This is a genomic window from Betaproteobacteria bacterium (genome assembly GCA_009693245.1).
In the GTDB taxonomy this organism is placed as follows: Bacteria; Pseudomonadota; Gammaproteobacteria; order Burkholderiales; family SHXO01; genus SHXO01.
This window is the reverse complement of record SHXO01000001.1, coordinates 56333-76219: the sequence shown is the minus strand read 5'-3', so window position 1 is coordinate 76219 and position 19887 is coordinate 56333. Positions and strand designations below refer to the sequence as shown.

Below are 19887 nucleotides of genomic sequence, written 5' to 3'. Positions count from 1 at the left end.
TGAACCTGGTCTACAACATGGTGCGCCTGATGCAGTTGATCAAGCGTGCCGCAAAAAGCGCATTAGCCCCGCAAGTGGTCAATCCGTGTGCAGTTGGGTAAGTTTGATACAAAGCCAGTGAAGAGGCTCGCAAAACGCCTTGAAAGGCGAGAAATAACCCGGCTGAAGGTCACCTGGCCGAGAATGAAACTCATTTCGCTAACGCGGTAAGAGATCCGTCGTAGAAAAGTGATTATTAGAGGTGCCCCCAAGCGAAACTTTCCGCGTAGCGGCGTGCCGCATCGCGCGATATACGGAGCGCGGCCATGCATGCCACCCCCGCAGATCGCTGTCGAGTACTCCCACGGGCGCCGAGCCGATCACATCGATGGGGCCTGCCACCGGAAAGGCGGCCACGGGCGTGCCGCAAGCCAGCGCCTCGAGGATGACCAAGCCGAAGGTGTCGGTGAGGCTGGGAAGGACAAACACGTCGGCCGCGCGGTAATACGCGGCCAGCTCCACAGGGGATTTGATGCCCGCGAAATGAACATCAGGATAGGTTTTCTCGATTTTCGCGCGTTGCGGCCCCTCGCCCACCACCCATTTTGACCCCGGCAAATCGAGTTTGAGAAACGCTTCGATGTTTTTCTCCACGGCCACCCGTCCCACGTAGAGGAACACCGGCCGGTCTGTTTTGAGCAAGGTTCGGTCACCTGGGCAAAAGGTTTTGGTATCCACGCCGCGCGTCCACAGCACCGTGTTATCGAATCCCCTACGGGCCAGGTCGTCGCGAATCGCGGGCGTGGGTACCATGACGGCGCGAGAGGGGCCATGAAAGTGGCGCAACCAGCGGTAACTCACGTTCACGGGGAGCCGGGTGCGCGCATGCACGTACTCAGGAAACCGCGTGTGATAGGCCGTGGTAAAGGCGATGCGGTTGCGCACGCAGTATCCGCGTGCCGCGATGCCCAACGGGCCTTCCGTCGCGATGTGAATGGCACGAGGTTGTGACTGTTCGATGCGCCTTGCCACCCGGCCATAGGGGAGTATGCTCATCCGGATCTCGGGATAGGTGGGGCAAGGCATGGAGGTGAGCTCCGCGGGCGTCAAGAAATCCGTCTCGTGCCCGCGTGCCTCCAATCCGTTTCGAATCTTCCCCAGCGTCGTCACCACGCCATTGACTTGCGGGGATCAAGCATCGGTAACGACCATTACTTTCATAAGGAAAGCTCCTCTTCAACGAGTAAGTGCGCGGAATGCTCTGGGCTACCCAACAGCTTTTGCCAATGAATCAATTTCAACTCGCCCTGGTACGTCTCCACCAAGGCGTAAAGGCTCTCCACCCAATCTCCATCGTTGCAATACAGAACGCCCTCTATGGTGCGGATGACCGGCTTGTGAATATGCCCGCACACCACGCCGTGCACGCCGCGAGCTTTGGCTTCCCGCGCCACGGCGGTCTCGAAGTCCGAGATGAAATTCACCGCGTTCTTCGCCTTGTGCTTCAGATACTGCGATAACGACCAGTAATCCAACCCCAAGCGCGCCCGCGCATGGTTGAACCAACGGTTCAGCTTTAGGATGAAGTTGTAGAGGTTGTCGCCCACGACAGCCAGCCACTTGGCTTGTTGAATCACCCCGTCGTATAGGTCGCCATGGATCACCAATAGCTTGCGCCCGTCCGCCATTGCGTGAATGGCTTCGTCCGCGATCTGTATCTCCCCGAAGGAATAGCCCAAGACGTGGCGTAGTCCCTCGTCGTGATTGCCCGCGATATAGGTGACCTGGGTGCCTTTGCGCGCCTTGCGAAGGATCTTCTGCACCACGTCGTTATGCGCTTGCGTCCAATACCAGGAGCGCTTGATCTGCCAGCCATCGACAATATCTCCGACCAAGTAGAGATAGTCGGATTCGTTGTGGCGCAGGAAATCCAGTAAATATTCCGCCTGGCAACCTGGCGTGCCGAGATGAATATCGGAAATCCAGATTGTCCGGTAACGCTGGTGCGAGCCCGGCGCGGGCTTCAGTGAGCGGGTTTGAACTTTGGCATGATGCCGATGAAAACATGCTGGCGTGACATCTTCATGGCGGTTTTATTTCACGCGGGTGACTGTAGCCTTCCCTTGCTAGAATCCGCCCGCACGCTACTTCAGGTCAGGGATGGCACTACTAGAAATAAAGAACGTCACGAGGCGCTTCGGAAGCTTTACCGCCGTGGATAAAGTCTCGCTCTCCATCGAGGCGGGAGAATTCTTCTGTTTGCTAGGACCGTCGGGGTGTGGCAAGACGACGCTTCTACGCATGATCGCGGGGTTCGACCAGCCCGGCAGCGGCGAGTTATGGATAGATGGCCGGGAAATTACCGGCATGGCGCCAGAACACCGCAACGTGCACACCGTATTTCAGAGCTACGCGCTGTTTCCCCATATGAGCGTGTTCGACAATATCGCCTTTCCACTGCGCATGGCGAAGGTGGCGCTCGCGCAAATTCGCGCGCGGGTGGATGAGGCCCTGGAGGATGTCCGGCTCACGGGCATGAGCAAGCGCTATCCCAACGAGTTGTCGGGCGGCCAGCGCCAGCGGGTGGCGGTGGCGCGAGCCCTGGTCAACCGGCCCAAGATTCTTTTGCTCGACGAACCGCTTGCGGCATTGGACGCCAAGCTCAAGGAGCAAATGCAGCTTGAGTTGATCACTTTGCAGAAGGAGGTCGGGGTCACGTTCATCTACGTCACTCACGACCAGCAGGAAGCCCTGGCGTTAGCCCATCGCATCGCGGTAATGAATCACGGCCGCATCGAGCAACTGGATGAACCCTCGAAAATCTATGGCAGCCCAAGGAATCGTTTCGTGGCCGATTTCATCGGCACATGCAACCTGCTCGATGCCGAGGTGACGGGGACACATGGGGACCAAGTGGCACTGAACATCTCTGGCCTGGGCGCGGTGCGCACGCAACAATCCGAAGGGGCGGTGGTGGGTTCAAAGGGCGTGCTGGCACTGCGCCCGGAAAAAATTTCCATCGGTCACTCCGTGCCTGGCGATGGGGCGCTCAATCACTTCCGCGGCAAGGTGTTCGATTTTCTTTACTTGGGCGACGTGACCATTTATGTCGTGGAGATGGAGAATGGCCAGCGCGTCGAGACCATGCTGCCCAACTCCGCCCCAGGACGCGCCAAGTTCTTCGAACCCGGCGATGCGGTGGAGGTAAGCTGGCGCGCCGACGCCGGAAGCTTCCTGCTCGAATAGAGGACAGATGACAGATGACATTAGGCGCGTGAAGATTTCGCGCACTCAAAGATGGCTGGTTGGCGGACCACCGCTCTTCTACCTGCTGATTTTTTTTGCCATTCCCACCCTCATCATGGTGGTGGCCTCTTTTCGGCAGCCAGGCGAGTTTGGCGGTTTGGCGCCGCTGCTCTTGAAGGGCGAGGACGGACGGCTGCATCTCGATGTCACGCTGGAGAGTTACCGGCTTTTTTTTAGCGATTCGCTCTACGCGGAGCTGTTTCTCAAGTCCTTCGGTTACGCGGTAGTCACAACCTTGGCTTGTTTGATCATCGCCTATCCCTTGGCGCTGCTGATCGCGCGCAGCCCCATGAAAATTCGCGATCTGCTCGTCTTGCTGGTGATCTTGCCCTTCTGGAGTAATTTTCTCATCCGCGTTTACGCTTGGATGATCATTCTCGGGCCACAATCGGCGTTTACGCTGGGGCTCAACACCCTGACGCAATGGGCAGGCTTGGGAACCATGGAGCTGCTCTACACGCCCCTGGCCGTGGTGATAGGGCTGGTCTATGTGCATCTACCCTTCATGGTGCTCCCCTTGTACGCCAATCTCGAGAAACACGACCCCAGCTTGCTCGACGCCGCCCAGGACTTAGGCGCCAACGCGTGGCAACGCTTCTGGCGCGTGACCTTTCCCCTTTCCTTGCCGGGCGTCTATGCAGGCGCGGCCTTGGTTTTCATCCCGGCCTTCGGCATATTCGCCATTCCGGACATTCTGGGCGGTACCAGCGGAATCATGATCGGCAACGTCATCAAGCAACAATTCCTGGATACCCGCGATTGGCCCTTTGGGAGCGTGCTCTCCATGATCCTCACCGCCATCGCCATCGCCGCCGCCGGGCTTGCTGCCTGGTTCGCCAGGAGATCGCGCCTGTGAGACGCTCAAAGGCATTGTGGGCCGCGGGAATCGCCGCCTACGTTTTTCTCTACGCACCCCTGGCCGTGGTGGTGGCCTACTCCTTCAACGACTCCACCATGAACGCGCAATGGGTGGGATTTACCTGGAAGTGGTACCAAGTCTTGTTCCAGGACGAGGAGATGCTGCATGCGGCGTGGAATTCGCTGCTGATAGGGTTGGTGGCGAGCGCGGTCTCCACTCTTCTTGGGACCATGGCCGGGTTCGCGCTGTACAAGTTCAAACCCAAGGTCTTACCCATCCTGGTGGTCGCGCCCATAGCCATCCCTGAGATTCTCATGGGCGTGAGCCTGCTCATCTTTTTCGTGACCATCAATCTCACCCTGGGCCTCGTTTCCATCACGCTCGCTCATATCGCTTTTTGCGTGGGGTTCGTGGCCATCGTGGTGCGGTCGCGCTTGGCGGGCATGGACGAGGGCCTGGTGGAAGCTGCCCGTGACCTGGGCGCCTCACCGTGGAAAGCCTTTCGGCTGGTGACCCTTCCGCTCATCATGCCGGGCGTCATCGCCGGGGCCTTGATGGCATTTACCTTGTCCATCGACGATTTCGTCATCACCTACTTCACCGCCGGGGCGGACGTCATGACGCTTCCGCTTAAGATCTACACCATGGTGAAGGTTACCGTCACGCCGGAAGTCAACGCAGTGTCGACTCTCTTGATGCTGGTGACGCTGATGCTGATACTTGCCGCCTCGAAGCTTTCGCCGAACGTGCTTCGGCAAGCCGAATAACCTTAGCCGTCCTAGGAGACAAATGAAACAGCTATTGGTCCTTGCTCTTTCTCTCGCCAGCGCTTGCGCCCTCGCCAAGGACGACGTGCTACACCTCTACAACTGGAACCAATACATCGACCCGCAAACGGTGGCGCGCTTCGAGAAAGCTTGCGCATGCAAAGTGAAGCAGAGTTACTTTAGCGACAACGAGGAACTGGTGGCGAAGCTTGCCGCCGGCGCCACGGGTTACGACATCTTGGTGCCCACCTCCAACTACATCCTAGGAATGGCCAAGAATGGGCAGATCCAGGCGTTGGATGCAGGCAAGATTCCAAATTTGAAGAACATCGCCCCTGCGTATTTGAATACGTCCTTCGACCCGGGCAACAAGTACTCCGTCCCCTATGCCTACAGCATCACGATGCTGGGGTACAACGAAGAGAAGATGAAAGAGCTGGGCATTACCGTGGATTCCTGGTCCGCGATCTTCGATCCGAAGATTCTGGAGAAGGTCAAGAAAAAGGTGACGGTACTGGACAGCCAGAACGAGTTGATGGCAGCGGCCCTACGCTACCTGGGCTACTCGGTGAATGAGCGCGATCCCAAGAAGTGGGAGGAAGCCAAGGCGGTAATTTTGAAGGCGAAGCCCTATTGGTCGGCCTTCAAGGCCACGGGCTATATCGAGGATCTCGCCGCCGGACGCTCTTGGCTGGTGCATGGATACTCGACGGACATCTACCAAGCCGATCTCGGTGCGCAGCAGGCGAAGCAAAAATTCCATATCCGCCATGCCCTACCCAAGGATGGCGCCGTGCTCGCCCTGGATGCCATGGTGGTCACCAAGAACGCGCCGCGCCCGGATCTCGCGCATCAGTTCATCAACTTCCTTCTGGAAGGCCAGAATTCCGCCGACCTCACCAACATGGTGGGCGCTGGTAACCCCAACACACAAGCTCAGCCCTTCATCAAGCCTGGCATCAAGGAAATGAAGGCGATTTTCCCCGATGCCGAGGCGGCCAAGAAACTGGAAATGCTCACCGAAATGAGTTCTGCCCAGCGCCGGACGCTAAACCGCCTGTGGACGCAGATCAAGGCGAAGAAATAGGCTAGAACGCCGCCTCGAACTCCGCCAGAAACCGCTTCAGTTCCGCGCTCGGGAGCAAGTTGATGCCGCCGGCTCCCGAACGCCCGCCCCCCGTGGGAAATTTTCTGCAAAACGCATCCGCGCCTTTCGGGTTGCCGGCGGGCGCGCGCACGCTTACCAAGTAGCCGCCTTGCTTTGGAATAAGGATGGCGTGTGCGCGCCGCGGATGTTCCTGCGCCAGCCGGTTGGCCAGTACGCCATTGATTCTTCGCGTCCAAGCCTCGTTGGGCAGCGCCAGCGCAAAATGCGCGGCCGTGGCAAGCATGGGGGATTGCCGGGAGGCGAATTGCAGATCCTTCCGGTATCCGGCGCGAAGCTGCGCGAAGGCCGGGTCATCGCGGGCGAAATCTCGGGGGTCGAGAAAGGTTTGCACGCGCTCATAAAGCGCGGCAGGGTGAAAATGCAAGTCTTCCAGGGATTCCCCGTAGGCGTTGTAATTCAGGGCCTCACCCAGTTCGCGCAGTGCCTCGCGATCAGGATCGTTCAAGCCGAAGTCGCGGCATAGCTGTTCCGCCACCGGCGTGAGGCCATCTCCGAAGGCGGCAGTAATGGCCCACAAGCGATACTCCCCTTCCAGATATTCGTCCACCAACAGGCTCGTGCACACGTCCGGGTCCGTTCGGATATGCACGCGCAAGGCCGGATGCTCCGGGATTTCTCCGGCGAAATGATGATCGAAATAGCGGCAACTGGCTCCGGCCTCCAAGGCTTTGTTGAGCCCCGCGCGATTTTGATCCAGCCCAATATCGAGGACCGTGAGTTGGTCGCCGGCGGCGGCTGGGGCGCGCTCCACCAGCACCGTGTCGCGCTTGACGCCGGTGATCTTGACGGAGGGCCGCGGGTCGGCCAGGCGCAATTGGTGCAAGGCGCACAGTCCGTCCGCGTCACCGTTGAAGATATCGAAATAGGTCATGGGTGTGGTCCAAGAGAATAAGCCGCTGGAATACGGCGAACACAGGTGGCATGATGCCACGAGAGATCATGAGCACTCCCCCTATAGATACGGGTGTGGCCTTGGCCGCACCGGCAAGATCCCAGCTCCTACCCTTCCTCACGGGCGCCTATACGCTGCTCATTCTCAACGCCAGCCTTTACTCCTTTTCCGGGTGGCGCGCGCCCGCCGAGGGGATCTGGGCTTACCTTGCAAGCGGCTGGCCACGCTACCTCCATGCCTGGGAGATACCGCTCAACGTCGCCGGTTATGCGCCCTTGGGGTTCCTATTGGCGTTGCATTTTCTGCGCCGCCGCCCCAGGCCAAGGGCGTTGATTCTTTCTACCTTGGCCGGATTCGGATTGAGTTTTTGCTTGGAATCCCTGCAAGGCTACCTTCCCGCACGCATAGCTTCCAATCTCGATCTGGCGAGCAACGGGGCAGGCGCCTTTCTCGGTGCTGCCACCGGCTGCGTCCTGGACAAAGTGTGGGCGGTACGCGAGCGGCTACGCGCGTACCGGATGCGGCGGGTGTCGCAGGGCGTCATGGCGGACTTTGCCATCACTCTCGCGCTGGTCTGGCTCTTCGTGCAACTCAATCCCGAGCTTGGTTTCCTCGGCACCGCCAATCTGGGAAGCCTTCTGGGCAACGAGCACCGGCTGCCCTACAGTGCGCGCACCTACCTCCTCTTGGAAACGCTGCAAACCGCTCTGAATTTAGCTGGTGTTGGCGCCTTCCTCGGAATTCTCACGTTATCGCGGAAATCATGGATACGAGGGGCGGGGATTTTGTTGGGGGGCGGGGCGCTGCTCAAGGCCTTGGCTGGGCATGCGTTACTCAGAACTCCCCAGCCTTTGCTGTGGCTGACCCCAAGTCTTGCGGCCGGAGTGCTGGGGGGGGTCATCCTGCTAGCCCTCTGGCATTCGGCGGGAGCGTCCATGAAGGCGTTGGGTTTGAGCACGCTTCTAGGCGCCTGCGCGCTCTCGTGGGCGGTGCCAGTGAACCCCTATCTGGCTGTCATCGTGCAGCCTATTGCCCACGCACATGTATCGAGCATCAATGGGGCTACGTGGTGGGTGGCGCAGTTGTGGCCCTGGATGGCGATGTGGTGCCTACTCAAACTCCCTCAGGCGCGGCACGCATGATTTCCAAGCGGCGCCAGCCACCGGGCGTAATGCGCTCCTTGATGGCGCTCGCGCTGCAATGCTCTCACGCGGTTGGAGCAACCGCGCTGAGTTTTGAAACCGTATTGGAGAGGGTACGCGCGTGCCAGATCGATACCGCCTTGTACCGGCCCTTCTTGGCGCATCCTGGCGCAATCCTGATTAACCTGCCGTCCTCGGGCGCTCTCTCCGGCATTCTTGTCACGCAGTTCTACTTCGCACCGGGACGCAACGGCAAACACGACGATTACGGAGTCGTCTTCAACGCCCCGCTCGCTCACGTGGCGAGCACCCTCCCGGAGTTTGCCGCGCAAGCCATCGTCAATGCGCACGAGCGAGAACTCGTTCCCTTGGCACGAGAAACCGGAAACCCCCGCGACAAGAGCCAGACATTGCTCATCTGCCGCGGCGGCACCGCGGTCTAGATTGTCAAACTAAGGCGATTAAACACGCGTATCTAACGCGTTTATCAGTTTGCTATTCAGCATACCGGCATATGCGCCGATATCACCGGCAAGTCGGTACAACAACGGAATAGGCTGGTATGCAAACGTGTTCGCGCTTTTCGGGTGAGATAGACGGGAGCTATTATTTCGCGCTGCGTGGATTGCGCCCCGGCCACTAACTCATGCGCGGGCAATCCTATCCTTCCGGGCAAGCGCTCGCACGAGTGCTGGTGGCCGACGATAACGCCGATCTGCGAGAACTCGTCGCCCACCAAGTCCGAAAACTCGGGGTGGAAGTGTTGCTCGCTTGCAATGGCCAGGAGGCGATGGATTTAGCGCTCATGCATGACCCGCAAATAGTACTCATGGATTTGGAAATGCCCGTATTGAACGGATTGGATGCGGTCGTGCAATTGCGCGGCCGGGGCTTCACGGGCCTCATCGTGGCTTTTACCGGCCACGAAGACGGGCCCAGAACGGAAGGTGCGCTGGCCAAAGGATGTAACGCCGTGCTCAAGAAACCTTTGCCCGCGGCGAAACTGCGCGCCCGGATGGCTGAGTTTCTGGCTGGGTGCGCAGGTAGCACGGCGGCAAAACCGGTGACTCTCGCCTAATGCCCGCCACCAGGAAATTTGCGTCGTCGATCACGATGTTTTCGGCCTGGCGAAAAAATTTCTAGACCGCCAAGCCCGCGCCGTGCGAGGGCTTTGGATTGCGATACGCAAGAAGGATTTTGAGCGCATTAGAAAGACAGGACACGATCTTAAAGGCTCCGGTGGGGCCTATGGATTGGATGGGCTGTCGAACCTCGGTACGGCCCTGGAGGCCGCCGCGGGGAAAAAGGATGGGGACCTGATCGAGCAGTTGCTCGCGAGATTGGAAGAGAAACTCGCCTCCGTGGAGTTGAGGGCTTCTTCCCCCGAGCATCACGATACCGCCGCCAAGAAAGCGGCGGGTATTACAACGTCGGACAGCACTCAAGCACGAAGGGGATAAGGAAAGGTCATGCTAGCACTCGGAAGATCGACTATGCGGGTTGCGTTGTTGGAGGACGATCCCAACCAATCTGAACTCTTGGCTCGTTGGCTGGAGATGGCGGGACACCGCTGCCACGCCTTCGATAAAGGTGCTGAGTTGTTAAGAGAGCTCGAGCACGAAACCTATGATGCGCTAATACTCGATTGGGGCGTCCCCGACATCTCCGGTGTCGACGTGCTGCGCCGGCTAAGGCAGAAACTTCGCCATCACACGCCCGTGATTTTTGTCACGGCGCGCCAGCAGGAAGAAGATATCGTGAGCACCTTGAAACAAGGTGCGGACGACTACATGGTGAAGCCCGTGCGGCGCCATGAATTTCTGGCGCGCGTGGAAGCCGTGGCCCGCCGCACCCGCGCCGTTACGCCGGAGAACAGCAGCTTCGAGGCGGAGAATTTCAAAGTCGATATGCAGACTCGCACGCTCAGCAAGGACGACAAGCCCCTTGAACTCACCACCAAGGATTTCGAGCTGGCGACGCTGTTCTTGCGCAACATCGGCCGCCTCATGTCGCGAGGTCACATCCGCGAGATGGTGTGGGGACTGGATGCGAACGTCACCTCGCGCACCCTGGATACCCACGTCAGCCGGGTACGCAACAAGTTAGGACTCACGCCCGAAACGGGCTGGCGCCTAGCGGCCGTCTATCGCTACGGTTACCGCCTGGAACAACTGACCAAGCCCCGGCTGAATATTCCCGAGGGCGAATAACTCCCCGCACTTCACCAAGAGTCCCACGGCTATAATCGGCCGCATCTGCAATTCAGATGCGGCCGATGTCTTTTGACTCCCCACCCTATTACGAACGGCATATCTTCTTCTGTTGCAACCAGCGCGACGACCCGGCGCGCGCATGCTGCAACAATCATGGCGCCCAGGAAATTCGCGACTACGCCAAATCGCGGGTGAAAGCCCTGGGATTGAGCGGCAAGGGCAAGGTACGGGTGAATCAAGCCGGCTGCCTGGACCGCTGCGAGGAAGGCCCGGTCATCGTAGTCTATCCCGAGGAGATCTGGTACACCTACGTCGATCGCGGCGACATCGACGAGATTGTCGATGAGCATCTCGTTCACGGGCGTGTCGTAGGGCGGCTGCGCATATAGGCTCGTGAACGCCGAACGCGTTCTCATTGACGGGCCCGCGGGCAAGCTGGAAGCCGCCATAAACGACCCAGGGGAGCACCGGCGCGCGATCGCGCTGGTGGCGCACCCGCACCCGCTCCACGGCGGCACTCTAGATAATAAAGTCGTGCAAACGCTTGCGAAGGCCATGGTGGCGCGCGGGTGTGTGGCACTGCGGCCGAACTTCCGCGGAGTAGGCGCGAGTGAAGGGGTATACGACGAGGGCGGTGGCGAAGCGCTAGATTTGCGCGCCACCCTCGATTACGCCCGCGCCAGGTATGGAAATCTGCCCCTGGTTCTCGCGGGCTTCTCCTTCGGAGCCTTCGTGCAATCGAAGATCGCCGCCGAACTGGATCCGAAATGGTTGGTACTCGTGGGGCCTGCCGTGGGCCGCTTCGAGGTTAGTCATGTTCCCGCCGGCACCTTGGTCATACATGGCGAGTTGGACGATGTGGTGCCACTCAAGGACGTGTTCGAATGGGCCCGGCCCCAGCAACTACCCGTGGTGGTGTTCCCAGGAGTCGGGCACTTTTTCCACGGGGCCCTGGCAGAACTGCAAAGGGTCGTGGCGAGCGCCTTCCCATGCTCTGGCTAAAGTCCCTGCACATCATCTTCATGGTGACCTGGTTCGCGGGACTTTTTTATTTGCCGCGCTTGTTCGTCTATCACGCCATGAGCGAGGATTCCGTAAGCATCGAGCGCTTCAAGGTGATGGAAAGAAAGCTCTACTTCGGCATCATGACGCCCGGCGCGGTATTGACCTTGGTATTTGGCGCGTGGCTCTGGCTGGGTTACGGTTTCGAAGGCCGTTGGCTGTATGCCAAGCTCGCTTTGGTGGGCGTGCTGGTTGCCTATCATCTCTATTGTGGCAAGCTGGTTGCGGACTTCAAGCGTGACCGCAACCGGCACACGCATTTGTACTACCGCTGGTTCAATGAACTTCCCGTGCTCATCCTTGTAGCCATCGTCTTTCTTGTCGTGTTGAAGCCATGAGAACGATTCGAACGCTCGTTTTGTTGTTGTGCGTTCTCGCCACTCCGGCCAACGCGCAAGACAAGGCCAACGCCCGCATCTTGTTGCAAAGCGTACTCACCGCGGGACTGAGGCATCACGATGCGAAGGCGGTTTGGGATGACCTGAAAGCGGGCGACCCGCTAAGCTTGGTGCGCGAAGCCGGTAATCCTCACGACAGCAACGCCGTGCGAGTGGATTGGAAAGACAAGACTCTCGGCTATCTGCCCAAAACGGAGAATGGTTTCGTGGCCCGCCAATTGGATCGCGGCAACCGCCTCGAAGCGCGCATCGCTTCCCTTGGAAAGTACCGCAACCACCGGCGCAGGCTGGAGATCGAAATCTACGCGCCGCTGTAGAGCACGCCCATTACAGCTGGCCAATCAGGGTTTCGACAGCGACACGAACCTTTTTAGCTGGCATAGTTTGCAAGCACTGGCTGTAGCTCTCTGTATGGCGGTCACAGCCCTCCAGAGAACACGGTACGCAGGAGCCTTCGCCTTGCACGAGAACCACATTGCCGGCGCGCTGCGTGCCCTTCACCGTGTAAGGGTTGCGCGCGGCGTCGTGATCCTTGGGCCATGGCCCCCACTTCACCGGATTGGACGGCCCAAACAAAGCCACCGTGGGGATACCCAAAGCGGCGGCCAAATGGGTGGTCACGGTATCCGGACCGATGTACACCCGGGCGCGAGAGAGCAACGCCGCGATCTCGCCCAGGCTGTACCGCCCGATGAGATCGTGCACTCCAGCGGGCATCTCCTCGAAGATTTCGCGCGCGTGGCGGCGCTCTTGTTCTTCGTTTCCGCCGGTGAGAACCACCTGCATGCCTTTCCCCAATAACCAATCCGCAAGTTCGCGCCAGCCCGCGGCGTGCCACCTTTTGTAGAGAAACTTGGGCGTTGGATGCAACACCGCGAAGGGACGGTTGTTCAGTACTTCATCACAAAGACGAAGCGCCGTGCGCTCTTGTTCGTCGCCCCAGCACGCTTGCACTTGGGCGACGGGCACTATCCCCGCCAGTTGCGCAATCCGCAAACCCATGCGCACGGTGTGCGTCTGGCGGTCATCGAAGACGACGTGCCGGGAAAGCATGAAGCGCTTCCAAGCGTGGGCAGATACGCCAGATTGCACCGGCCCCACACGGTAGCGGCCCGCGGCCCAGGTGTAGAGGAGCGGGCGGTCTCCGCACAAGACGGTGATCGCAAGGTCGTACCTACGCCACAGCTTGCGAAACATGGCGAGCTTTTGGGCAAGGCTCTCTCTTTGCGACACAACGATGATATTGCGCACGTCCGCATTACCCGCGAGGATTCCCTCGGTGCCCGAGAACACCAGCACATCGGTCAGGATGCCGGGCGAGGAACGTTTGAGCGAAGCGATGATGGGCGTGGCAAGAAGAACGTCCCCGATGCGCTGCGGCACCACGAGCAGGGCAGAGGAGATTTGGCCCGTCACTGGAATGTTCGGACTCGTCACCGGTTGCGCGCGCATTTTCCCGGCAAACCCCAGCTCTCGGGCCGGCCCAGAGCGTACCAAAGCAGGACACGCAACTCATGCTTGAGTTTTAGCCTGGCGTTGGAAGAAAGCGCCAAGCTTGCCGCGCACGCGGCCGCCGCCCCAACGCTTCTTATGAGCGCCTTGAGCGGGAAAAGAACACACAAGGAATAGTAGGCAGCGAGCCCTGCGTGCTTGCGAAAGTAGATCAATTTCGAGCGTTGGTATTCGATGCGCGCCGCCGCGTACCGTTTAGCCGTGGCCCCCTGGCGATGGACAATTTGCGCGGCGTCCACCATGGCGATATGGAAACCTTTGCTCCAGGCGCGCTTGCATAAATCCGTTTCTTCTAGGAAAAAAAAATAGTCTTCGTCGAATCCGCCCAGGTCGTGAAAGGCGGAAAGCCTTAGCGCGAACATCGCTCCGATGGTGCTCTCGGCATAGCGGCACCAGGTGCTGTCTTTCATTCCGAAAGTTACGCCACTCGCGGAACTTGAGCGCAATGGCCTTGGCAGTATCTCCATGGCCCAGCGCGGCAAGGCGGCCTCCGAACGCTGGGGCCGGCCATCAGGATAGAAGAGCGCACCGCCAGCGATGGCAAGAAGAGGATCCTCACCGAACGCCGCTTCCAGAGCCGTGATCGCGGCGCCCGTAAGCATGGCGTCGTTGTTGAGCAGGATCGCGAAGGGCGTTTGCACCAGGGCCAACCCCTGATTGGCCGCGCGCGCGAACCCTGCGTTGCAGTCATTGCGGATCACTTGCACGTACGGATACCGAGCCGTTAGCTGGCCAACCGAGGCATCTTGACTTCCGTTATCGACCAGCACGACCCGTTGCGCGGCGATCTTCGCTCCAAGCACGGACTCCACGCACGCGACAAGCATGCTGCCGCCGTTGAAGTTCACCACCACAACGCTAAACGGGGATTCCATTGTCAGCGGCTGGCTACGTCCTTATCCGCCAATGGCATGGGATCCCACGCTTGCAAATCACCTAGCGGATAGTTGCCACTTAATCCATAACCGATTCGCTTTAACCGCCCCTTCAGCGTCGGGCGCGGAAAATCGCCAAGCGCCCCGAACGTGGAGTCCGCCTGTAGCAAGTTCAAGTAGTTCTCATGAAACTCTTGCTGCGTGATGCCCCATTTCATGACGAAAGTGCGCCCGCCCTTGTTTTTTCGCACGCGGTTCGTGCTGCGCGAGGAGAAGTGATAGAAACGGCTCGCGCCGATGATCTTGAAAGTCCGGCAACCCATCGTCCAGAGCTTCATGAGCAAATCATCATCGCCGCTCATTCCGGGCCCATACTCGATGCTGTATCCGCCGGCTTGATGCCAGAGTTCACGCCGGATGAGGGTGGGTTGGGATGCAAAACCGGAGATATCTCGCGCGGGCACTTGCATGTATTCCGCCAAGAGTTTTTCCTCGGAAAACTCAGCGGGCGTCGCGCCGTAGTGCCCGGCGATCACGTGCGGCAAAATCGAGGCGCGGGATTCGATCATGGTTCCCGAGTAAAACGCGAGCGGGGAAGGTGCCGTCTCGATCGCGCGTACAAAGGCCTCGTCCCAATGGGGACACACTACCATGTCGTCGTTCAGGTAGAGGACCCATTCCTTGCTGGCTTGGCCAAACAAGTGATTGACTGCAATGCACACGCCGATGTTTCGAGGCGAATGGCTATACCGAATGCCTTGGGCTTTCAACCAAGCCACCGTTCCATCGGAACCCTCGTTAACGTGGACAAGAATCTCATGGTCGTAGCGCGAGTGCTTCTCGATACTGGCTATGCACAAGGCCAGGTGACCGAGGCTATTCCAGGTAGGGATGACGATACTAAACATCTGGCACCTGGCTTGCGCCCGCATGGCTGGTGAGATGAAAATTGGTCGCAAGCGCGAGCAATACGGTGAGGATCAAACAAAAGAACACCAATGTCATCTTCAAGTTGAGAATCTCGGCGGTCAACCCAAAGGTGATGAAACATACCAGATGGCATAAGCCCATGAGACCCGCCGCGCGCGCCACCGGCGACGGCGAGTTGCGCGCGCGCATGAGGATAAGTGCCGGCACCGTATAGAGGGCCAGGATGGAGATCAAACCGAATACTCCCATATTGACGGTACGCAACAGGATTTCGTTATGAACTTCGGCGCGTCCCAAATTCCCGGCCTCTGGCGTGATCAGCCCCGAGGAAACCACCGGAGCCATCCAGCGCGCAAACCCGCCGGGTCCAACGCCGAACCAAGGGTTCTCCCCGATTAAGTGGAAGGCCGCTTTCCATATTTGCAAACGCAAGCCAACCGAGGTGTCCTTATTCCCCATGTGATAGCTCGATAGGTCCGCGAAGACAGCATCGGTCCGTTGATGAACGATATCGATCCACAGATAAGACGCCATGCACAGGCTCGCAATCACCGGCACTGCGAGCGCAATAGCCACAGCCTTAAACTTGAACCGGGAGTACGACACCCACACCATGGCGATCACGGGGAGCGCGATCCATCCTCCTCTTGACTCCGAGCGTAGCGATAGGTAGGCCCCCGCGAGAAATCCGGCCAATTTGAGCGCCGCGACCCCCGCACCATCCGTGCGAGTCAAATTCACGCTCAGTAAGCTTAAAACTCCCATCGCGAGCGCAAGATCGCCGAGGTGGATGGAATTAAGGAATGACGAACTTAATCTGCCCGTCACGTAAATTCCGAACAACGCCAAGTAGGCGCATGCCGCGATGGCTCCGGCGGGAACGGCGTATTGAAGCACGCAGATTTTCCCGGGATCGATTCGCCTGAGCATCAGATAAACCGGAATGCAAAGCAACGTGGTCAAAGCGCTGTCGTAAGGCTTGATACTGAACGCCATGTGCGACCACTGGCTGAAAACGACCGCGGCAGTAGGTAAGGCCATCGCCAGGGCAAACCATGAAGTATCCCGGTCCCATGGTTGCGATTGGCGTCTTCCGTCATAGAGCAGGACTAAGGAATAGAGCACGAGCACCGCGAACAGGATATTGCTGGCGCCACGCCAAATGAGCAACGCAACGGGATAGGCAAAGAGGATCGCGGCGATCACCGTTTCGTGCCGCACGCCAAACCTAAGCTCGGCCAGATTTACCGGCTTGACTTCCGGCGGTGAAACCACCGCATTAACCACCGGCCACTGCACGCCGTGCGACCTCGGCTGGCGAATCGCTCGCGCTGATGTATTCGGGGATGAAGTGCCGCAAAGTTTCGCGAACTTCCCCGTCGGTCACCGGCAATTCGGTCATCAGCCATTGGTGAATATCCGCCAAGGTTTTGGGCGGCACGAGCCGGGCGCGGGCGATACGCAACTTCGGATGAGGCGTGGGGAGCGAGCGTTCTTCATCCGCGAGCAGCTCTTCGTAGAGTTTTTCGCCGGGACGAAGGCCCGTGAACACGATGGAAATCTCGTCCTCTTGCATGCCGGACAATCGAATCATGTCGCGCGCCAGATCCGCGATCTTCACGGGATCGCCCATGTCGAGCACGAAGATCTCCCCTCCCGCTCCCATCGCGCCTGCCTGCAATACTAACTGTGCGGCTTCGGGAATGGACATGAAGTAACGGGTCACCTCGGGATGGGTCACCGTGACCGGCCCGCCGCGCGCTATTTGCTCGCGGAACTTCGGAATCACGCTCCCCGTACTGCCGAGGACATTGCCAAAGCGCACCATGACGAATTTGGTGCCCGCCTCTTCTTGCAACGCTTGGCATACCATCTCCGCCAAGCGTTTGCTCGCTCCCATCACGTTGGTGGGATTCACTGCCTTGTCGGTGGAAACCAGCACGAATTTCTCCACGCCGTGACGCTTTGCCGCACTGGCCAGTGTCCAGGTGGACAACACGTTGTTGCGCACCGCTTGCCATGCATTGTGTTCTTCCATGAGCGGCACATGTTTGTAAGCTGCCGCGTGAAATACGACCTGGGGTTGGTGTTCGCGAAGAACCTGGGCCACGAGCCCGGCATCCTTGGCGTCTCCCACGGCACACACCAGCGCGATGTCTGGGAAACGGTGCTGGAACTCCTGTTCGATGGAATACAGCGCGAACTCGGAAAGCTCCAGGAGGATCAGTTTTCGCGGCTGAAAGCGCACGATCTGGCGGCATAGCTCGCTGCCGATGGAACCACCCGCGCCGGTAACGAGCACAGCCCGGCCGCCGAGCAGCGGTTGCAACTTCTCGTTGTCCAATACCACGGGATCGCGTCCCAGCAGATCGTCCAGATCCACTTGGCGGATTTGGGATAAGGTAACTTTTCCGGAAACCAACTCATCCACCGAGGGCACCGTCAAAACACTCAGGCCCGCTTGCGTGCAGCGATCGATGACCTTGCGCCGAACGGTGTGGGCCACCGATGGCATGGCGAAAATGACGTGGCTCACGCCTAGGTCTTGCGCGGCTTCGTGGACCAGGTCCGTCCCTCCCAGCACGCGCACCCCATGGATGAGGCGGCCTTGTTTTCTGGGGTCATCGTCGAGAACGCCCACGGCCCGCCATTCCCGGTTAAAGCGCAGTTCGCGCAGCAAGCGCTCCGCGCCATCCTCCGCACCGACCACGAGTACGGGCTTGGCATCGGAAAACACCGGCCCCAACACGCGGCCTTCCTTGAGGGTACGGTAGAGCATCCGGCTGCCGCCCATGATCAGACTCAAAAGTAGAGGGTACATGATGATGACCGAGCGCGGAACGTTCGGGAGCCGAAACATGACCACGGCCGCGATCAACGCGACCATGCCAAAGCCGGCGGATAGAATAATCCGGCGTAGGTCCGCGAGGCTCGCGTAGCGCCACAGGCCGCGGTACATGCCCGCCACGAGAAAAATCGCCCCCTGCGCGGGAACCAGCCAAACCAAGTCTCGCCACATGGTGTGGGCAAACTCGGCGGGCAGGTCAAAATTAAACCGTACCAAAAACCCCAGCACCCAGCTCACCGCGGCGGCGGCAAGGTCATGCCCAAGTGCCACGGCGTTACGCCAGTTGGGATTCAAATACGGCCGCGTGCTCATGCTCGGTCCAGGGATGCGCGCCCGCTCCAGGCGCGGTCGATCAAGAGGCCAAGGAATAGATACATGGCTGCAACAATTATCGGAGGGACAGCGCCCGCTGCGTCCACGAGCGCCAGCAGCCCGAGGGAACCGGCGGCCAGCATCACAATATAAGCGGCAAGCGCGGTTTTGCGATGGCTCCATCCGAGGCGAATGAGGCGTTGGTAGTAATGATCCCGGTGCGCCTGCCAAACTCGCTCCTTACGCACCAGTCTGCGTCCCAGCGTCACGGTGGCATCCGCGATAAAGGGCGAGAAGACGAGCAGAGGAAACCAAAGGCTCCAGTTCCCGCGTTGCCAGCCCAGAACTCCAAGAGCTGCCGCCAGAAATCCTAGCGGGATGGCCCCTGCGTCGCCCAGAAAAATTTTCGAAGGGGAGAAGTTGAACAGAAGGAAAGGGACCGAGGCGCCCACCACGCAGGCACAAAACCAAGCCATCGCGCTATCGCCAGCAAGCCAGGCGGCGAATGTGTAGAAGCCAAACCCCATGATGGCCATGCCACCCGCGAGACCATCCGAGCCATCCATGAAGTTGTACAGATTGGTCATCCAGCCTACCGCGACAATCAATAGCGATTGAGCGAGAAGACTCATGCCAGGCGCCAGGAAGACCACGAAGGCAGCAGCCACGGCCAGATGCGAGGCCAATCGAATAACCTGCGGCAGCCCCCTCCAGTCATCGATCAGGGAGATACCCGCGAGCGCGAGCGCGCCCGCGAGCGGCAAGCCATATCCCGCGATCCAAATAGTACCGGCGAGAATCCCGAGCACAACGGCGATTCCCCCGGTTCGCGGCACGGGACCGCTATGCAGCGAACGTTCGTTGGGGTGGTCGAGAAAACGCAGCGGCGCCCGCGGCGACAGTAACAGCCGCAGGACCACGAAGCTAACCAGCATCGAAATGAACGGGAGCAGGTAGTAAACCGAGAAGGAAGACCATGGGGACAACCGCATCGGATTCCAGGAGTGGCGTGGATATCCTGATGGATTATCGCGGCGCGGCCAGTACGGGTCAAATATCTCGCCACGACCGCACCGTTACACCGGAGCGCGCATAGCTCTCGCCGCCCCCCGTACACCAGTCCCGCACCCGGCGCTCGCGGCCCCGCGTACTTGCGGAAGAGCCGCAGGTTCTTGAGAAATTCGTCCTGAAATGTCTGCCCGGATTTGATCTCGATGGGAAACAACTCTTGCCCCTGGTCAACCAGGACATCGACCTCGGTGCCGGTATTATCACGCCAGTAGAACAAGTTTGGCCGCTCGCCGGCGTTGAAGCGCTGCTTAAAAAATTCTCCAACGACAAAAGTCTCGAACAATGCGGGCCGAGCGGGGTGTATGGCCATGTGACGGGGATCTCGCACGCCCATCAAAAACGCGGCAAGACCGGTATCGTGGAAATACAGTTTGGGCGATTTAACCAAGCGCTTTCCCAAGTTCTCGAAGTGAGGGAGTAGGCGGAAAACAATGTAACTCGCTTCCAAAACGCTTAGCCAAGCCCGCGCCGTGCCATGGGAGATACCACAGTCGGCTGACAGGCCATCGAGTTTGAGCGCTTGTGTTGACGCCGACCGAAAACTGACCACTTA

At 59.3% G+C, this 19887-nt stretch carries 21 protein-coding genes and 1 pseudogene; 12 read left to right on the top strand and 10 right to left on the bottom strand.

Annotated elements, in window-relative coordinates; translation table 11 throughout:
• Positions 1-235: 235 nt before the first annotated feature.
• Both EXR36_00355 and EXR36_00350 read right to left on the bottom strand, forming a co-directional pair.
• A pseudogene (locus EXR36_00355) lies at positions 236-1200 on the bottom strand (glycosyltransferase family 1 protein).
• Complete coding sequence (locus EXR36_00350) at positions 1197-2006, bottom strand: UDP-2,3-diacylglucosamine diphosphatase (GenBank protein ID MSQ58132.1); 810 nt, start codon at positions 2004-2006, stop codon at positions 1197-1199. The pseudogene EXR36_00355 and the gene EXR36_00350 overlap by 4 nt, the downstream one beginning before the upstream one ends.
• A 133-nt stretch (positions 2007-2139) precedes the next feature.
• Here EXR36_00350 and EXR36_00345 point away from each other — a divergent pair, with 133 nt between their 5' ends.
• The 3 genes from EXR36_00345 (at position 2140) to EXR36_00335 (ending at position 5998) form a co-directional block, all read left to right on the top strand.
• A complete protein-coding gene (locus tag EXR36_00345) occupies positions 2140-3225 on the top strand; it encodes an ABC transporter ATP-binding protein (GenBank protein MSQ58131.1) in 1086 nt (361 codons plus the stop codon).
• A 483-nt stretch (positions 3226-3708) separates the two neighbouring features.
• Positions 3709-4911 (top strand): ABC transporter permease, encoded by a 1203-nt coding sequence (locus tag EXR36_00340; protein ID MSQ58130.1) that lies wholly within the window; start codon positions 3709-3711, stop codon positions 4909-4911.
• 22 nt (positions 4912-4933) lie between these two features.
• Positions 4934-5998, top strand: a complete 1065-nt coding sequence (locus tag EXR36_00335; protein ID MSQ58129.1) for a spermidine/putrescine ABC transporter substrate-binding protein — start codon at positions 4934-4936, stop codon at positions 5996-5998.
• A gap of 1 nt (position 5999) precedes the next feature.
• Here EXR36_00335 and EXR36_00330 read toward each other — a convergent pair whose 3' ends face one another.
• The gene (locus EXR36_00330) at positions 6000-6950 is read right to left on the bottom strand and encodes an acetyltransferase (protein ID MSQ58128.1); all 951 of its coding nucleotides are present in this window, start codon (positions 6948-6950) and stop codon (positions 6000-6002) included.
• Between the two features lie 50 nt (positions 6951-7000).
• On the opposite strand from EXR36_00330, the gene EXR36_00325 reads away from it, so the two are divergent.
• The 9 genes from EXR36_00325 (at position 7001) to EXR36_00285 (ending at position 12103) form a co-directional block, all read left to right on the top strand.
• Positions 7001-8113: a VanZ family protein gene (locus tag EXR36_00325; GenBank protein ID MSQ58127.1), complete on the top strand. Its 1113-nt coding sequence runs from the start codon at positions 7001-7003 to the stop codon at positions 8111-8113.
• Positions 8110-8556 (top strand): hypothetical protein, encoded by a 447-nt coding sequence (locus tag EXR36_00320; protein MSQ58126.1) that lies wholly within the window; start codon positions 8110-8112, stop codon positions 8554-8556. Before EXR36_00325 ends, EXR36_00320 begins: the two co-directional genes overlap by 4 nt.
• A gap of 203 nt (positions 8557-8759) precedes the next feature.
• Positions 8760-9191, top strand: a complete 432-nt coding sequence (locus EXR36_00315) for a response regulator (GenBank protein ID MSQ58125.1) — start codon at positions 8760-8762, stop codon at positions 9189-9191.
• A gap of 16 nt (positions 9192-9207) precedes the next feature.
• The gene (locus tag EXR36_00310) at positions 9208-9573 is read left to right on the top strand and encodes an Hpt domain-containing protein (GenBank protein MSQ58124.1); all 366 of its coding nucleotides are present in this window, start codon (positions 9208-9210) and stop codon (positions 9571-9573) included.
• Between the two features lie 33 nt (positions 9574-9606).
• Entirely contained in the window at positions 9607-10323 is a 717-nt protein-coding gene (locus tag EXR36_00305) for a response regulator transcription factor (GenBank protein ID MSQ58123.1), read from the top strand.
• A gap of 65 nt (positions 10324-10388) precedes the next feature.
• On the top strand, positions 10389-10715 hold the full coding sequence (locus tag EXR36_00300) for a (2Fe-2S) ferredoxin domain-containing protein (GenBank protein ID MSQ58122.1): 327 nt from the start codon (positions 10389-10391) through the stop codon (positions 10713-10715).
• Positions 10716-10719: 4 nt separating this feature from the next.
• Entirely contained in the window at positions 10720-11328 is a 609-nt protein-coding gene (locus EXR36_00295) for an alpha/beta hydrolase (GenBank protein MSQ58121.1), read from the top strand.
• Positions 11316-11726: a CopD family protein gene (locus EXR36_00290; protein ID MSQ58120.1), complete on the top strand. Its 411-nt coding sequence runs from the start codon at positions 11316-11318 to the stop codon at positions 11724-11726. The genes EXR36_00295 and EXR36_00290 overlap by 13 nt, the downstream gene beginning before the upstream one ends.
• Positions 11723-12103: an HIRAN protein gene (locus EXR36_00285; protein MSQ58119.1), complete on the top strand. Its 381-nt coding sequence runs from the start codon at positions 11723-11725 to the stop codon at positions 12101-12103. Before EXR36_00290 ends, EXR36_00285 begins: the two co-directional genes overlap by 4 nt.
• 10 nt (positions 12104-12113) lie before the next feature.
• Here EXR36_00285 and EXR36_00280 read toward each other — a convergent pair whose 3' ends face one another.
• Genes EXR36_00280 through EXR36_00250 form a run of 7 tightly spaced genes read right to left on the bottom strand, consistent with a single transcriptional unit; the run spans position 12114 to position 19884 of the window.
• Positions 12114-13238: a glycosyltransferase family 9 protein gene (locus EXR36_00280; GenBank protein ID MSQ58118.1), complete on the bottom strand. Its 1125-nt coding sequence runs from the start codon at positions 13236-13238 to the stop codon at positions 12114-12116.
• On the bottom strand, positions 13220-14173 hold the full coding sequence (locus EXR36_00275; GenBank protein ID MSQ58117.1) for a glycosyltransferase family 2 protein: 954 nt from the start codon (positions 14171-14173) through the stop codon (positions 13220-13222). Before EXR36_00275 ends, EXR36_00280 begins: the two co-directional genes overlap by 19 nt.
• 2 nt (positions 14174-14175) lie before the next feature.
• On the bottom strand, positions 14176-15081 hold the full coding sequence (locus tag EXR36_00270) for a glycosyltransferase family 2 protein (protein ID MSQ58116.1): 906 nt from the start codon (positions 15079-15081) through the stop codon (positions 14176-14178).
• Positions 15074-16402 (bottom strand): O-antigen ligase family protein, encoded by a 1329-nt coding sequence (locus tag EXR36_00265; protein ID MSQ58115.1) that lies wholly within the window; start codon positions 16400-16402, stop codon positions 15074-15076. Before EXR36_00265 ends, EXR36_00270 begins: the two co-directional genes overlap by 8 nt.
• A complete protein-coding gene (locus EXR36_00260) occupies positions 16383-18263 on the bottom strand; it encodes a polysaccharide biosynthesis protein (protein MSQ58114.1) in 1881 nt (626 codons plus the stop codon). The genes EXR36_00265 and EXR36_00260 overlap by 20 nt, the downstream gene beginning before the upstream one ends.
• On the bottom strand, positions 18260-19255 hold the full coding sequence (locus EXR36_00255; protein MSQ58113.1) for a glycosyltransferase family 4 protein: 996 nt from the start codon (positions 19253-19255) through the stop codon (positions 18260-18262). Before EXR36_00255 ends, EXR36_00260 begins: the two co-directional genes overlap by 4 nt.
• Entirely contained in the window at positions 18985-19884 is a 900-nt protein-coding gene (locus EXR36_00250) for a DUF4143 domain-containing protein (GenBank protein MSQ58112.1), read from the bottom strand. Before EXR36_00250 ends, EXR36_00255 begins: the two co-directional genes overlap by 271 nt.
• Positions 19885-19887: the final 3 nt, after the last annotated feature.